Annotated in this window: 14 protein-coding genes; 7 read left to right on the top strand and 7 right to left on the bottom strand. The window is 62.2% G+C overall.

All coding sequences use genetic code 11. From position 1 onward, the window contains the following. Positions 1-47: 47 nt before the first annotated feature. The gene (locus NKH73_RS11795; RefSeq protein ID WP_352931433.1) at positions 48-833 is read right to left on the bottom strand and encodes a ThuA domain-containing protein; all 786 of its coding nucleotides are present in this window, start codon (positions 831-833) and stop codon (positions 48-50) included. A 232-nt stretch (positions 834-1065) separates the two neighbouring features. Next, positions 1066-2550: a DUF2778 domain-containing protein gene (locus NKH73_RS11790; protein ID WP_352931431.1), complete on the bottom strand. Its 1485-nt coding sequence runs from the start codon at positions 2548-2550 to the stop codon at positions 1066-1068. A 511-nt stretch (positions 2551-3061) separates the two neighbouring features. Between NKH73_RS11790 and NKH73_RS11785 the strand changes: the two genes are divergently transcribed. Beyond that, positions 3062-3478, top strand: coding sequence for a hypothetical protein (locus tag NKH73_RS11785; protein ID WP_502894159.1), 417 nt, complete (start codon positions 3062-3064; stop codon positions 3476-3478). A gap of 250 nt (positions 3479-3728) precedes the next feature. Here the strand turns inward: NKH73_RS11785 and NKH73_RS11780 are convergent, their stop codons facing one another. Beyond that, positions 3729-5168 (bottom strand): FAD-binding oxidoreductase, encoded by a 1440-nt coding sequence (locus tag NKH73_RS11780; protein WP_352931428.1) that lies wholly within the window; start codon positions 5166-5168, stop codon positions 3729-3731. A 252-nt stretch (positions 5169-5420) separates the two neighbouring features. Between NKH73_RS11780 and NKH73_RS11775 the strand changes: the two genes are divergently transcribed. Further along, positions 5421-5684, top strand: a complete 264-nt coding sequence (locus NKH73_RS11775; RefSeq protein ID WP_352931426.1) for a hypothetical protein — start codon at positions 5421-5423, stop codon at positions 5682-5684. A gap of 267 nt (positions 5685-5951) precedes the next feature. On the opposite strand, the gene NKH73_RS11770 is transcribed toward NKH73_RS11775, so the two are convergent. The 3 genes from NKH73_RS11770 to NKH73_RS11760 are packed head-to-tail and all read right to left on the bottom strand — an operon-like array spanning position 5952 to position 8940. After that, positions 5952-7166, bottom strand: coding sequence for an NAD(P)/FAD-dependent oxidoreductase (locus NKH73_RS11770; protein WP_352931424.1), 1215 nt, complete (start codon positions 7164-7166; stop codon positions 5952-5954). Next, positions 7163-7876, bottom strand: coding sequence for a methyltransferase domain-containing protein (locus tag NKH73_RS11765; protein ID WP_352931422.1), 714 nt, complete (start codon positions 7874-7876; stop codon positions 7163-7165). Before NKH73_RS11765 ends, NKH73_RS11770 begins: the two co-directional genes overlap by 4 nt. Then, positions 7873-8940: a type III polyketide synthase gene (locus tag NKH73_RS11760; RefSeq protein WP_352931420.1), complete on the bottom strand. Its 1068-nt coding sequence runs from the start codon at positions 8938-8940 to the stop codon at positions 7873-7875. The genes NKH73_RS11765 and NKH73_RS11760 overlap by 4 nt, the downstream gene beginning before the upstream one ends. 810 nt (positions 8941-9750) lie before the next feature. On the opposite strand from NKH73_RS11760, the gene cueR reads away from it, so the two are divergent. The 3 genes from cueR (at position 9751) to NKH73_RS11745 (ending at position 11487) form a co-directional block, all read left to right on the top strand. Continuing rightward, a complete protein-coding gene (gene cueR / locus NKH73_RS11755) occupies positions 9751-10149 on the top strand; it encodes a Cu(I)-responsive transcriptional regulator (protein ID WP_352931418.1) in 399 nt (132 codons plus the stop codon). Then, a complete protein-coding gene (locus tag NKH73_RS11750; RefSeq protein WP_352931416.1) occupies positions 10146-10697 on the top strand; it encodes a cytochrome c in 552 nt (183 codons plus the stop codon). Before cueR ends, NKH73_RS11750 begins: the two co-directional genes overlap by 4 nt. A 121-nt stretch (positions 10698-10818) precedes the next feature. Then, complete coding sequence (locus tag NKH73_RS11745; protein ID WP_352931414.1) at positions 10819-11487, top strand: phytochelatin synthase family protein; 669 nt, start codon at positions 10819-10821, stop codon at positions 11485-11487. Positions 11488-11585: 98 nt separating this feature from the next. Here NKH73_RS11745 and NKH73_RS11740 read toward each other — a convergent pair whose 3' ends face one another. After that, positions 11586-12440 (bottom strand): helix-turn-helix domain-containing protein, encoded by an 855-nt coding sequence (locus tag NKH73_RS11740; RefSeq protein ID WP_352931412.1) that lies wholly within the window; start codon positions 12438-12440, stop codon positions 11586-11588. 174 nt (positions 12441-12614) lie between these two features. Between NKH73_RS11740 and NKH73_RS11735 the strand changes: the two genes are divergently transcribed. Then, a complete protein-coding gene (locus NKH73_RS11735; RefSeq protein ID WP_352931410.1) occupies positions 12615-13379 on the top strand; it encodes a phytanoyl-CoA dioxygenase family protein in 765 nt (254 codons plus the stop codon). 211 nt (positions 13380-13590) lie between these two features. Further along, positions 13591-14613 carry an ABC transporter permease gene (locus NKH73_RS11730; protein WP_352931408.1) on the top strand — a complete coding sequence of 341 codons (1023 nt, stop codon included), beginning with the start codon at positions 13591-13593 and terminating at the stop codon, positions 14611-14613. The last annotated feature ends 36 nt before the right edge of the window (positions 14614-14649 follow it).

Genomic DNA, 14649 nt, shown 5'->3' with positions numbered 1-14649 from the left:
ATCTTTTTGTTCGACCGTGGATTTTCCGAACCGAAGGCTCGGGATGGCTAGCGATAGCCGGCCTCATCAGCGGCATGGAGTTTTCCACCGCGCTCGACGATCGGCTCGAGCGCCTTTTCCACCGGCACGTTCGGCGCGTCGAGGATGGCTGGGTTTGACCCCTGCGGGTTGTGCGCCCATTTCACTGCATTGCGCAGCACCTTCTGCACGGTGGCGTCGTGATAGGTCGGATAGGTCTCGTGACCTGGCCTGAAATAGAAAATGTTGCCGGCGCCGCGGCGATAGGTCAGCCCCGACCGGAACACTTCGCCGCCCTGGAACCAAGAGATGAAAACCGTTTCCAGCGGCTCCGGCACGGCGAACTGCTCGCCATACATCTCCTCATTCTCGAGCTCGAAATACTCGCCGATCCCGGCAGCGATCGGGTGGTTGGGGCTCGTCACCCAAAGCCGCTCGCGCTCGCCGGCCTCGCGCCATTTCAGCGTGCAGGGCGTGCCCATCAGCGTCTTGAATATCTTCGAGAAATGGCCGGAGTGAAGGACAATCAGCCCCATGCCTTCCCAGACGCGGCGCGCCACGCGCTCGACGACTTCGTCGGCGACGGCGCCGTGGTCCTTGTGTCCCCACCACAGCAGCACATCCGTTTGCGCCAGACGATCGGCCGGCAAGCCATGGTCCGGCTGCTCCAGCGTCGCCCATGACACGGAAATTTCGGGATCGAGCTTCAGCGCGTTGGCAATCGTTGCGTGCATGCCCTCGGGGTAGATCCCCGCGACCACCTCATTGGTCCGCTCGTGGATATTCTCGCCCCAAACGACAGCGCGTATAGTCATGACATCCTCTTTGATTGGTTGAAGCCGCCGCCCCGGTCTGGTCAGTCATAGTATCCTCGGCCGGGAATGAAAACCTTCGAGATTGGCCGAAATCTTCCCACAGCTTCGCCATCCCGCGGCGAAACGGGAGCGAAGCGACGTCGCGAAGACCCTGGGATGAAGAAGCCATGAAGACGGCCGTCGCGGCGACCTGCGCGCCGCGCCTTCCGGCACGACCTGCATCAGCGGCTTGCTAGCCGCGCACGACGAGACGCTTGACCTTGCCCTTCTTGAAGGCGGCGAGGAAGCGGGCATAGTCCTTGAAGACGACGCAGCCGCTCGATTCTCCGCTGCGGCCGCGCAGCAGGTAGGTGTGCGCAAGAAAGCCGTCCCGACCAAATTTGTTCCTGCCGTCGATAGGAGTGAGACGCAGCGCCTCGACGCCATGGAAGCGCGATTCACGCAGCCTCAGATCGTAGGTGTGGGGCGGCGTCGGGCCGGCATTCTTCCGGTTGGCGTAGCGCGGCTGGTCGGCCATCGAGCCCAGTCCCGAATGCGCCTCGAGCCGCGAACCATCAGGCATATAGACGGTTTTCGCCGAGATGTCGTAGACGGCGACGCCGCTGCCGACGCCGGGCTTGCTGAACAGGTTGCGGAAGGCCCCGCCGCCCGCCGGGCTGTCGGGTTTGGCATAGGCCAGCATGTCTGTGGCCTTCGACCGCTTGGCCGGCTTGCCCGGGCTGCCCTGCTTGCTGCCCTGCATGTCCTGGCTGGCTTGCATGCTTGGCACCGCCGCCGGTGACGAACTCCTCGGCGACAAGGCCGGCGCCCGGGGCATCTCGACCTGCGGAGCGTCAGCGATCTGCGCCTTGTTGGCTTTGGATGACTGAGACTGGGCCTTGACGGCCTTCGATGGCTGGACCTTGGGCGCTTTGGCCCTGGGTGCCTCGACCTTGGGTGTCTCGACCTCGGGCGCCTCTGACCGATCGATTTCCGCCCGCGGGCGGAAGGTCGGCAACGGAACGCTGTCGGGCATCTCGTCCTGCGGCGGCAGCGAGGCCATCTGCACCTCGCCCTCTTGCGGCGCAGCAGGGGCGGCTGTCGCCACCTCCGGCAGCACGTCGATCATCTGTTCCGGCAATGCATTCGCAAGCGCGAGCGCCAGACGGGAAGATCGTTCGACCTCAGCGACCTCCGGCCCGAAGCGCACCGAGGCCGGGCCGTTCTGCTCGGACAGGCGCACCGGCTCCTCGACGCGCTCGGCCGCCGGCAGGCTGGCAAGCATAGGAGGTGCTGCGTGGGCAAAGGCAGCAGCAAGCTTTTGCGGCGACAACGCCGCCTTCGCCACCACGCTGTCGAAGCGCGCTTGCGGAGAGATTTCTGCAACAAGCGGCACGGCAGCCGGCTGCGCCAACGGTTTGAGACGCGCCGCCTTGCCCTCGTGCATGAAGCTCGCGGCGGCGTGCGCACAGCCGGCATCGCACCGGCTGAGCAGCGACGCCTGACGCTGCCGGCTTGCCAGTGACGGCGCCCAGGAATTGGCTGACGAATTGGTAAGCGCGCGCCGGTGATCGGCGAGCGCGATAGTGCGCGGCGAGAGCAAGCCTTGCGGAAGACTGTTGGAGGCAGCGGTGAGCGAAGTCCCCACCGAATAAAGGCCGGCCAGGGTCGCCACCGACCACAAAGCAATCGCAACGCCAACAACGGGAACCGCGACCCAGCGAAGGCCGGGCCTCATCGAAGTCAACCCAGAATCAGGATTGTCACCCCGGTTATTCAAACGCATAAACGCCATACAACCAACCTCAATCGGCCTTGCGGCATGCGGGACTCGCTGCCGTCATAATCGCAGTCGCCTGGTGCCCCCTGCACGCTTCGCGTCTGTTGCCGATTGATTCAAAGATGGACAAACTTGGTTAACCAATCCCTCAACCGATCGCCGATTTGGCGAAGGTCGATATCAAAAAAGCTCCCTCCCCGACTATGAAAACGGCGGAAATGCCCGCCATACCAGGCTTTGCTGCCCGTTTTTGCCGACCGAGTCAAGAAACCGAACGGACTAGACCTTGCCTGGGTGGGCGACAGCTGAGGGCTGTTTCGGGATAAAAAGCGTCGGATCACCTGTGATCGTCTGCGCGCAGGTTGCGCTTCGGGCGCGGCCTTGCATACAGATAGATGCGCTTGTGCTAATATACATTGGCCATGCACATTTGTGCGTGACCAACAAAAGGGAGGATGCGATGGAAGCCATGAGTCGCAGGTCTGCAATTGCTCTCGGCGTCACCGCCGCGGCGGTAACGCCTCTATTCGCCTTGGCGACGCCTGCAAGGGCCGCCAAGCAATACGGTCCGACGGAGGGCAAGGAGGTTGCGCCCGGCATCAGAGTGGTAGAGGTCGGCACTGGCAACTCCGACATTCCCGCTTACAAGAGCATCTCAATCGTCGATATAGTCTTCCAGCCCGGAGCAGTCTTTCCTGAAACCGTGATGGACAACGACATGGTATGCACGATTGCTGCCGGCGAATTCACGATCAAGAAGGCGGGCAAGGAATTCAAACTTAAGGAAGGCGAGATGTACACTTGCGCCAAGGGCAAGACCGACGGTGCCACGAATACAAGTAGCGTGGTCGGCGTGCATCGCATTGCGATCTTGATGCCTGCCTAGAGCAATTCCAGGAAAAGTGCGTAGCGGTTTTCCGTCCGGAATTGCGTAAAAACAAATACTTAGAGCGGTTCGGCGTTTCCGTGAAACGATGAACCGCTCTAGCCCAATTCCAGGAAAAGTGTGCAGCGGTTTCTGCCCGGGAACTGCACAAAGAAATAGCCAGAGCGGCTCAGCGAACCACTCTGGCGTACGACCGAAATGGGGCCCGCGACCTCCGCCGGAGTGCGGGCCTTGTCATTGCGTGCGCACGCTATGCAGCGCGCAGGTTTTCCACCGGGCGCAAATTCTGGTTCATGCGGAACAGGTTCAGCGGGTCGTAGCGCTGCTTGATTTCCAGAAGCCGCCGATAGTTGCCGCCATAGGCTGCCTCGACCCGGTCGACCTCGTCCTCGGGCATGAAGTTCACATAGGCCGTGCCGGCGGCATAGGGCCTGACCGCTTCGTAAACACCGCGCGCCCAGTCGATGCAGGCGCGGTCCATTTCCGGTTCGCGCCAGCGGGCGTGAACATTCATCACGTAATGCGCGCTACGCTGCGGAAACGCTGTCGCATCCGGCGTCACGCGGCCCGCGGCACCGCCGACATGGCCAAAGAAGACTTCGCATTCAGGGCCGGGAAGCCTGGATATCGCCGCAGTGACGACCTCGATGGCACTATCGGAAAGCGCGGTCAAGTCGTGGCTCTTCCAGTAATTGCGGGCACCGGGCGTCAGCAACGGATCGAAAGCCTGCTGCCAGCCGGTGAACGGATTTGGAGCGACGACATCGGCGATCGGTGTGCCGATGGCGCGAAGCCTTTGCGTCGCTCTCTCGCCCTCCCGCAGATCGCCGCAATAGCACATGGCCAGAACCAGCACCTCCTTGCCATGCCATTCGGCCGGCAGGAACGGCAGCGGCGGCGCCTGCCGCATGACCACCCAGCAGGTCAGTTCGTCGGGAGCCGTCTCGAGTGCTGCCCGGTACTCGCTCAGCACGTTTTCTGCGTCGGCGAAGGGGTGAACGACAAGCCCCGACAGCACCTGCGGACCGACATGGTGGAGCTTGAACTCGAACGCCGTGACGATGCCGAAATTGCCGCCGCCGCCGCGCAATGCCCAGAACAGGTCCGGATTTTCGGTCTGGCTGGCGCGCAGCAGCTTGCCGTCGGCGGTAACCACATCGGCGCAGAGAAGATTGTCGATGGTCAGGCCAAATTTCCGCGTGATCCAGCCGAAGCCGCCACCCAGTGTCAGACCCGATATGCCGGTGGTCGAGTTGATGCCGGTCGGCACAGCCAGTTCGAACGCCTGTGTTTCGGCATCTACATCGGCGAGCGTTGCTCCAGGCTCCACCCATGCCCGCCGCGTCGCCGGATCGACCCGCACCGACTTCATCGACGACAGATCGATCATCAGGCCGCCGTCGCAGACGGCACTGCCGGCGATGTTGTGGCCACCGCCGCGGACCGCGACAAGAAGCCGGTTTTCCCTGGCAAAATTCACCGAGGCGATGACGTCGGCAGCGCCGGCGCAGCGCACGATCAGCCCCGGTCGCCGGTCGATCATGGCATTCCAGATGCTGCGTGCGTCGTCATAGGCTGCGTCACCTTCCCTCAGCACGGTGCCGCGCAACTGCACCGAAAGCGCCTCCAGGGCCGCGGCATCAACTGTCGTCTTGCCGCGTTCAAGCGTGGTGAGGCTCATGCTGTTCATGGCTTTCCTCCCTATTGCTTTTTCTGAGCTGTTTCCCCTCCACCCGTTTTTGAAGTGTGCTCTTATATTAGATACCACGCAAGTTCAAAGCCGCTTGCTGGCCGGTCTTGCGGCACGTGTCGGTGGTTGGATGGCCGCGCCGGCGGGACAGCCGAGGGATGGACGCAAAATGGCCCTGCCGGTTCGGTCGAGGAACTACGCAGCGGGCCGCGGAGTTAGGCATGTGATCCACATAAGCAGAGGAGAGCTTCTATGGCACCGCGCAGAAAACCCGACGATCCGTCCGAAGGCCCGACAATCGAACAGCAGGATTGGGACGCGATCAAAGGCGGCAAAATTCTACCAGACAGCGTGCCGGGAAACGGCGACATCCGTTATGACCTCGAGAAAGAGGGTGAGCTGCCGGAGGAAGACGACGACAATCCGTACCAGGACAGCGACGAGGCGCTGCCGGACGACGAGGAGGAACGCGCTCTCGCACGTAATCCCTCGAAACAAGATATCGACGAGCCATGAACGGCAGCGCTCCACGGCCGCAGCTAGTTCCTCGACACAATGATTTTAAGGTTGGGGCCGTCGGTAGCGAATGTCCCAGTCTTCAGACAGGAAAAGACCCCGCGGGGAGGAAGCGCGGGGCCTTTGTCCGAGCCGTGCGAACGGCTCCATAGTCGCTGGAGTAGAACGACTGTGTTCCCAACCGCGACCGGCGGTTGTTGTTCCATCGACACCGAAAAAAAACGCGCCCATTTGCGGTTTGCGCCAGCATTGCCGTTTGAACCGCCATTAGACAAAGCCGGGAACCGGCTTTGTCTTTCCGCTTAGTTGCGCACCCCATGTCAGTGCCTGCGGGAAATTCCGGACAATTGCCGCCATCAAGCTGGCGCTACCGGGGCGAAGCGCAATTCCGGCGATAGCTGCAGCGGCGTGGACCCGGGTTGAAAACAGTCTTTTCCAGACCGCCTCGTAGCGTCTGCCGGCAGCCTCGCGCCCTGCACGACCCTTTGGCGCGCAGGCAAGTTCCGACGCCAGCAGCCAGCCTGACTGAAGAGCCATCGAGATGCCCTCGGCGATAACAGGATGAGACTCTCCGGCTGCATTGCCGACGCGAAAGATGTCCCGTTCGTAGCAGGAGCGAATTCCCGGCCGGATCGGACCTGCGGCAAGCCACGGACCGTCGGGGTGAGCCGACTCCAGGACATCCCTGACGCCCCGGCACGATTCCATCAGATGACGGCAGACCGCGTCGGCGGCCGACGCGTGGCTGTGGTGTTTGGGGCGACGCTGTTTGCGCAACCGCGCGAGCATGTCGCGTCGAATACAGCACGAGATCGACAGCCGGCCATGGTCCGCCGAGACCATGCCGCCATAACCGCCCGGAAACACCAGCAGAGGCATCAGATCAGGCGCCAGCGACGATCCGGTGAAATGCGCCTTGAAGCCGAGCAGGTCCGAAGGGCGGTTGCTCTTTCCGAGCTGGCTGGGCAGCGGTCCGGGTTCCCAGGAGCCATGTGCGGCCACAATCACCGGCGCATGCAATGTTGTCGTTTCGTCTCCGGCTTGAATTCGCACCGTTTGCATTTCGCCAGCCCGATCGATGGCGACGGCGCGGCAAGGCTGAAAGATTTCGACGCCCGCCGACCCCGCCGCCTGCAAAAGCAGACAGTCGAGAATGTCCCGGCCAAGCGCCCGGCCGAAGCCGGGCCTTGCAGAAACTCCATTCCTTGCGCGAGGCATCGGCGCCTCGACGCAGGTCTCGCCGGAAAAGAAGCCGACACGGTGGATTTCGGGGCCGGCACTGGCACGCCAGGCATCGCCTATCCCCAACTGGTCCAGAAGCGCAAGATTGCTTGCCGACATGTATTCGCCGCAGACCTTGCGCCGCGGGAACGCGCTCTTTTCCACAATGGCCACGGCCCATCCGCACCGGGCCAGCGTAAGCGCGACGGATGTGCCCGCCGGGCCGGCGCCTATGATGATCGCGTCACGGAACCGCGTCATGGGTCGTCACCCGCGCTGGCGCCGACGAAAATGTGGGAAAAAAGGCCGGCACGCCGTTCCTCGAGCGGTTTGCCGTTTACTGCCCGCCAGAGACCGGAAAGCTCGCTGCCGCGAAAGCCGGCGCGCACGCTTTGAGCCGCGTCGTTTCTGGTGACGTCATTGGCGCCGATTGCCGGGAGAAGACGGGTTGCAGCAAGTGCCAGTTTCGTCCGCGACGGCTCAGTCGCCAACAGCAACGGCGCTTTCGGCGCCATCAGCGAAAACAGACGCACGAGCTCGGCATCGTGGAAATGATGCAAAAACAGATTGACGGTGATCGCGTCGAACCGCGTGTCCTCATTGTTTCTGGCCCAGTCGAAGACATCGGCGGCGACGCCTTCGACCGCCCATCCCAGCCTGTCGAAATCACCACGCAATTGCGCGGTGATAAGGTCGACGCGGTCGAGCATTACCAATTCGACCCCAGGCCATTGCCCAACCATGCGCCGCGCTACCGCCAGCATGAATTTGCCATCGCCGGCGCCGATCTCCAGAATGCGACGTGGCGGTCTTGGCACAAATTTCCTGAGCAGCGACGCCATGATCTTCGTCTGAAACATCAGCGCGTTGATCCGACGGAGATCGCGGCGTGCGGCAAGTGCTCGCGAATCGTCGGCCGCAAGCCCGTCGAGGATTTCCGGCTCAAGCTGGCGGTGCTCCAGGCCGCTCATGACACAGTTCGAAAAAGCATGGTTTCGGCCGTCAGCCCGGGTCCGAAAGACATGCCGCAGCCGAGCAGGCCCGGCGGCGCCTTCAACATTTCCTTCATCACGAACATGACGGTCGCGGACGACATGTTTCCAAACCGGCGCAACACCTCACGCGATGGTTCCAGGGCGGTGGGCGCGAGCTTCAGAGCCCTCTCGACAGCGTCGAGAACCGAACGTCCACCGGGGTGCACGGCCCAAAGGCCGATCGCTTCCGTCGTCCGGCCGCCGAGGATGGCGTCCCGGTTGGTCCGCAATGCGTCATGAATCGCTGCCGGGACCTGTCCGGAAAGAACCATGTCGAAGCCGTGGTCGCCAATGCTCCAGCTCATCAGATCCCGCTTTTCGTGGGCCACGACACAGTGAAAGCTGTCAAGCTCGATGCCGGGAGGCTCAGCGGTGACGAGTGCGGCCGCACAGCCGTCGCCCCAGAGGCAGAACGACAGCAGCTTCTCCAGCTCGGTGGTTTCGCGCAGGTGCAGCGTGCAGAGTTCGATATTGACCAGGAGGACCTTGCCGTGCGGATCGGAGCGGACGATGTGGCGGGCAAGCTTGAGGCCGTTGATCGCCGCGTAGCACCCCATAAAACCGATCATCGTGCGTTCGACCCTGTCCGACAGGCCGCATCGCGCAACCAGCTCCAGGTCGATGCCGGGCGCCGAAAAACCGGTGCAGGTGGTGACGATGAGATGGGTGATGCGGGAAGCGCCGTCACCAAGCCGCAAACCGTCGACGCATTTTTGCGCCAGAACAGGTGCGGCATGACAGAACATTGCCATTCTCTCGGCCGTTCCAGGAAAGGCGCCCCGGATAAAAGTCCCGGCAAGATCGGCAGTTAGTCCCTCGGGATCGCCGGCAGGTGCAAAACAGGAATACCGGCGCTCGATGCCGGCAAGATCGGCCATGCGTTCGAAAATTCTTCGGCGATCGGCCGCAAGCATGGAAGCCGCGAAACGCAGATAGAATCGATAAACCTCATGCTCCGGCACCGCTGTCGCGATCCGGTTGATATAGGCTTTGGCCGGCATATTCTGTCTCCTCGGCGCGTGCACGGTGTAAAGTGCCGCCGGAGGTGTTTGCTCATCGGCACCAGATGTTGGGCATCAGGTTTCGAGCGTTGTTCGACAAACGTTTCCGCAAACTGGTTTCATCCCGAAATCCGGCATGCACTGTTGCCTGGCGATACTGCTGTGCGCCGCACTAGAAACATATGCCCCACCAGAGAGGTGTCCACCGGAGAGCCCTCAATTCCGGCAAGATTCGAGCACGGCCGAGGCGCCATACGTCCGATCCTCACGGACTTTTTCTGCATGGGCGGAACATTAGCGCGTACTAACAGTTGTAGGATGACAGCGAATATCTCCCGGATATTGGCTGCTGGATCGGGGCCCGTACTCCGGTCGGCCCGCGCTCCTCCAGAGGCGCGGGCTTTCCCGATCCCAAGAACAGTTGCCGGCTTGAAGCGCCAGTTTTGGAACGAGAACGCCGTGAGGGCGTTCGCTATAAATTATGGCCAGCTGCCACAAGGCTCGCGGCAGAGACAAAGGAGAACTGTCATGAACAATATCATCTGGCTGGTTGGGGCCGTTGTTATCGTAATCGCGATACTCAGCTTCCTTGGCCTTCGCTAACACATTCGCTTTAGCGAGGATCCGCCGCGTGAATAGATAGGGCTTGAGCCGACTCTGGAACTACTGCAGGCGTGCTAACGACCCTGGTTACGATACCGCGTCTCGTCATCCTCCTCCCGAACGGGCCGCAACGCGTGAAAATCACCCTGGCACTTGACCTTCCAGTTGCTGGAAGGTCTATTTTCTTTGCGAACGGAGATTTTCATCATGAACATTGGCGTCGCTTCCGAAAAATCCGGCCTGCCGTCCAAGACGATACGCTATTACGAGGACATCGGGCTTTTGCGCCCGGCCCGGACGGAGAATGGCTATCGTGACTATTCGGCAGACGACATCCACCGCTTGCGGTTTCTGCAGCGCTCGCGCAGCCTGGGTTTTTCGGTCGACGAGTGCCGCCAGTTGCTTTCGCTGTACCAGGATAAGGACCGCGAGAGCGCCGACGTCAAAGCTATCGCCGGGGCCAAGCTGCAGGAGATCGACAGGAAGATCGCCGAACTGATGGGATTGCGCGGCCTGTTGCATCACCTGGTCGAGCACTGCCATGGCGATGAGCGGCCGGACTGCCCGATCATCGACGAACTGGCGGGAGAAGGCATGGTTCAGTGAAATGGACCGCCGCCGCAGCGATGCTGTCGCTTGCCTGTGCCTCTGCGGTGATGGCAGCCGCCGGACCTGACCCAATCATCGCCTCGCGCCAGGCCTCGATGAAGGAGATGGCTACCGCCGCGAAAACGATCGCCGGGATGTTCGATGGCAAGCTGGCCTATGACGCCGCGGCCTTCAAGGCGGCAGCCGGAACCATTCGCGCCCGCACCGGCCCTGCGCTCATTGCGGAATTTCCCAGCGCGACATTGGGGGCGCCTTCGGGTGCCAGGTTGGAAATCGATCATGCCCGTTCGGAATTCGAGGCGCTGGCCCGTCACATCGGGACGCTGGCGACCACGCTTGCCGCCAAGGCCGAGCGGGCGCCCGCCAGCATTACCGACGACATGAGGATGGGTTCCAGCCCGGCGATGGACGGCGGCAGCCTGCTTGGCAAGCGGCCGGCAGTGGCGCGAGCCGATCCTGCCAGCACTCCCGCCGAGCACCTCCTGCATCTTATCCTGCAGGATTGCTCAAGCTGTCATTCGAAGTTCCGGCAGAAGGTGCTGTGAAGGCCCGGCCGTTCTGAGGGATCTGTGCCAGACAATGGTTGATTGGCGGGATGTGGCGCCTGATTGACGTTGCGGTGGCTTTTCTTCATTGTCCGATTGCTGCCTGCCGAGAGGTTCAGCAATGAAGCGCAGTCTCGCTTTCGGTGTGATTGTGATCGCCGTCGTCGGTCTGCTGGGCGGCGCTGCAATTTTGATTGCTGGTCAGTCCAGAGTTTCGCAAGACGCGATCCAGTCATCGGTTATCCGCACCCCTGAATTGATCGACAGCGCCTGGAAGCTGCCCGTGGCTGCCACCTTCAACGCCGACGTCATATGGCAATCGAACGGCTCGAGGTGCGGCCCGGCAAGTATCGCAAACACATTCCGCTCCATCGGCGAGGAAGAGACAACCGAAGCCGAAGTCCTCGCGGGAACGGGAAAGTGCTGGACAGGCTTCTGCATCATCGGGCTCACGCTGGACGAGCTTGCCGAGGTCGCTCGAACGAACACCAAGCGGAAGGTTTCCGTGCTTCGGGATCTGAGCGCCGATGCGTTTCGCGAGCACATGAAGCGCGCCAACGATCCCGGCCGCCGCTACATCGTCAACTTCACCCGTGAGAAGATTTTCGGCGCCGGCGTTGGCCATTTTTCCCCGGTCGGAGGGTATCTGGAGGCCGAGGACATGGTCTTCGTGCTCGACGTAAACGAGGACTACAGGCCCTGGCTGATCGAGCGAGAGCGCCTGTTCTCAGCCATGGACACAATCGATAGCGACGGCGACAAAAAGCGCGGCTTGCTGCTTATCGAGTAGCACCGTTCGGAAAGCGGCAGGACGCCCACCGCGTCGGCAGCCAAACGTCTCGTTGGGCGTCCGACAAATGCGACGAAGAGTTCAAACGCAAAAGCGCTCTAATGTCCCGGTCCGGCGCTCAACTCGCTGCGGCGCCAGGCGGCCGGGGAGATTCCCACCGAACGCTTGAACTCACGCCCGAAATGATAGACGTCGCAGAAGCCGCAGGCCTCGGCGATCTCGGCCAGTTTTTGGTCGCTCTGCACCAGCAGCGATTGCGCCTGCATCAGCCGCTCGCGCATCAGCCATTGGTGCGGGCTTGTCCGCAGATGTTTTTGGAACAGCCGCCGGATCTGAGAGGGTCCGAGCCCGGTAACAGCGATCAGGTCAGGCGCGGTCCAGGCAAATCCGGGTTCTGCGCGCATGGCGTCCAGGGCAGCGGCAAGCGGCTTCGGCAGATCATCGGTGCCGCCGCCTGCGAGCGCCCGGTCGACCAGAAGCACGAATTCGGCGACCAACTGGTTGAGTCTGAGGTCGAGACTAGCGTCGCGCCGCCGCAGCGCGGCGAACAGCCGCTCGAACCACGGAACCGGGCTCATGGCCTCCGCGAACATGGTCCGTAAGGTGCCCTCGCCGAACAGCTTGCGCCGCAGGACTGCCGGGTCCGGCCCGTCGAGCCTGAACCAGAGCAGGCTCCACGGATCGTGCTCGTCGGCGGCATGGACATGCGGCGCCTCGTTGGCCATCCACACCAGTTGGCCCGGCCATACATCGAGCCGCTGCCCCAGCGTCTCCACGACGCCCCGGCCCGACAGGCAATAGAGGATGTCCTGGCCGGGATAGGCCGCGCGTTCTATCCGGTAATCCGGCGCCGCGGCGACCTTGCCGGCGCGCAGCACGCTGAACGCCGTGCGTGTCCATCCGGAGGCCGGCACATAGTGGAAACTCTCGAGAACCGACGTTCTTGCCCGCATGCGCGTTTTATATAAAAAATGCGCGATGCTGTCCATTTCGTTCCCTGCCAGGCGCCGCTATGGTCGTTCTCAAGAGGCAGGCGAGGTCGGCATTCGAGACCTCGCTCTTCCCAACGCCTTCAAGGCGCGTTGCGCCGCTGAGGGCCCGTTCGCGAAGACCAGGGAGGCAAGACGATGCTCGCGATGACCAAGGAAGAAACGGAACGTTACATCAGCGACGGGTACATTATCCGCAAGAGGCTGCTGAGTGTGGCCGAGGTGGACGATTTTCGTGACCACGCACGCAAGCAGCTGGAGGCCGAGACCAAGAGCGGCGCCGTCATGGCCAAGGGCGACAAGGAAGGCAAGACCACCCTCCTGAAGATGTGGACCAAGGCCGAGGACGACAAATATGGTCTATTGGCGCGCGACGAGCGCATGGTCGATCTCGCCGAGGATGCCGTCGGCAAACCGATCTATCTCTACAGCCACAAGATGACGATGAAGCAGCCCAATGAGGGCGGCGCCTGGGAATGGCACCAGGATTTCGGCTACTGGTACAATTACGGCTGCCTCGCGCCGGAGATGATGAGCATCTATGTCGCGCTCGACAAGGCGACCCGCGAGAATGGCTGCCTGCAGGTGCTCAAGGGTTCGCACAAGCTCGGCCGCCTCAACCACATCCGCGAGAACGATCAGACCAATGTCGAGCAGGAGCATCTGGAGGCCGCGCTGAAGCGCTACGAGCATATCTATGTCGAGATGGAAGCCGGCGACGCGCTGATCTTCGACGGCAATCTGCTGCACCGCTCGGATGCCAATCGCTCGGATACCTATCGCTGGGGCTATATCTGCTCCTACAACGCTGTCGAAAACGCGCCGTTCAAGAAGGTGCGCGAATACGGAAATTACGACGAGTTGCGCAAGGTGCCTGCCGGTTCGTTCCGCAAGGCGTCCTGACGTCAAAAGCGGGTGCGAGAAATCACGCCCACCATGATCGGAAAGATCGTTGAAAAGCAGGGAGATAGAGCCGCATCCTGATTCTGTTCGGGATGATTGACTCTCATGCATCGGCCCGGGCACGAGCTCGGTACGGGTCGATGATGGAACGGGAGAAGAGTGGCGGCGCCGGTCGTGACCGGCCGTTCGCCACGTACAGGGAGGATGCTGTATGGCCGATGCGGTCAGGACCGGCGCGCGCGCGCCAGCCACGGACCGATTGACGTTGGCGCGGCTGTTGCGGGCGCGTGAGGCGGGCGTGTTCATCGCCCTGCTCGTGCTGTGCCTGTTTTTGTCCTTCGCCACCGACGGGTTCCTGACATCGCTGAACCTGCTCAATGTCGGTCGCCAGATCTCGTTGCTTGGGATCATGGCGGTCGGCATGACATTCGTGCTGATTGCCGGCGAGGTCGACCTGTCGGTCGGTTCTACCTACGCATTCTCCGGCCTCGCCACCGGCATGCTGATCATCGCCGGCTGGGCGCTGCTGCCGGCGATAGGCGTCGGCCTGCTCACCGGCGTCGCCATAGGGCTCGTCAACGGCGTGCTTTCCACCTATGGCCGGCTGCCCTCGCTGATCGCGACACTTGGCATGCTCTCCATCGTGCGCGGTGCCGCCCTCATCCTGACCAACGGCCAGCCGGTGACGGTGAACGCCCGCAACGGCGCCCTGCCCGAGGTCCTGCAGACCTTCGGCTTCATGGGCCAAGGCTATCTGTTCAGCATTATCCCGATGCAGCTGGTGTTTTTCATCATCATCGCAGCACTTGCCTGGGTGGTGCTGTCCTTCTCCAATTTCGGTTTCCGCGTCTACGCCGTCGGCGGCAGCGCCAAGGCCGCGCGCGTCTCAGGCATTTCCGTCAATTCGGTCAAGATCTGCGCTTTCGTGCTGATGGGCGTGCTGGCCGCCTTCGCCGGCATTTTGAGCCTGGCCTTCCTGCCGAGCGGTCAGGCCGGACGCACCGGTCTCGGCCTGGAGCTCGACGTCATCGCCGCGACCATCGTCGGCGGCGCCTCGCTGTCGGGCGGCGAAGGCACGATCCTCGGCACCATTCTCGGCGTGCTGATCATCGGCGTCATGCGCAACGGGCTGGTGCTGATGGGCGTATCGCCCTTCGTGCAGGAACTGATGATCGGTCTGGTCATCATCATAGCGGTCGGCATCGACAAATGGAGCACGCGCCGGCCGAGCTGAAAACAGCAATAACCAAGCAACAGGCCAAACCAACAG

Source organism: Mesorhizobium sp. M0938 (genome assembly GCF_040319125.1).
Classification (GTDB): Bacteria; Pseudomonadota; Alphaproteobacteria; order Rhizobiales; family Rhizobiaceae; genus Mesorhizobium; species Mesorhizobium robiniae.
This window is presented reverse-complemented; position numbering and strand designations above follow the sequence as displayed.

Bases quoted from the DNA above. Each gene is read 5' to 3' on its own strand.
- NKH73_RS11795 (WP_352931433.1), bottom strand. From the start codon at position 833: ATGACTATACGCGCTGTCGTTTGGGGCGAGAATATCCACGAGCGGACC.
- NKH73_RS11790 (WP_352931431.1), bottom strand. From the start codon at position 2,550: ATGAGGCCCGGCCTTCGCTGGGTCGCGGTTCCCGTTGTTGGCGTTGCG.
- NKH73_RS11785 (WP_502894159.1), top strand. From the start codon at position 3,062: ATGAGTCGCAGGTCTGCAATTGCTCTCGGCGTCACCGCCGCGGCGGTA.
- NKH73_RS11780 (WP_352931428.1), bottom strand. From the start codon at position 5,168: ATGAACAGCATGAGCCTCACCACGCTTGAACGCGGCAAGACGACAGTT.
- NKH73_RS11775 (WP_352931426.1), top strand. From the start codon at position 5,421: ATGGCACCGCGCAGAAAACCCGACGATCCGTCCGAAGGCCCGACAATC.
- NKH73_RS11770 (WP_352931424.1), bottom strand. From the start codon at position 7,166: ATGACGCGGTTCCGTGACGCGATCATCATAGGCGCCGGCCCGGCGGGC.
- NKH73_RS11765 (WP_352931422.1), bottom strand. From the start codon at position 7,876: ATGAGCGGCCTGGAGCACCGCCAGCTTGAGCCGGAAATCCTCGACGGG.
- NKH73_RS11760 (WP_352931420.1), bottom strand. From the start codon at position 8,940: ATGCCGGCCAAAGCCTATATCAACCGGATCGCGACAGCGGTGCCGGAG.
- cueR (WP_352931418.1), top strand. From the start codon at position 9,751: ATGAACATTGGCGTCGCTTCCGAAAAATCCGGCCTGCCGTCCAAGACG.
- NKH73_RS11745 (WP_352931414.1), top strand. From the start codon at position 10,819: ATGAAGCGCAGTCTCGCTTTCGGTGTGATTGTGATCGCCGTCGTCGGT.
- NKH73_RS11740 (WP_352931412.1), bottom strand. From the start codon at position 12,440: ATGCGGGCAAGAACGTCGGTTCTCGAGAGTTTCCACTATGTGCCGGCC.
- NKH73_RS11735 (WP_352931410.1), top strand. From the start codon at position 12,615: ATGCTCGCGATGACCAAGGAAGAAACGGAACGTTACATCAGCGACGGG.
- NKH73_RS11730 (WP_352931408.1), top strand. From the start codon at position 13,591: ATGGCCGATGCGGTCAGGACCGGCGCGCGCGCGCCAGCCACGGACCGA.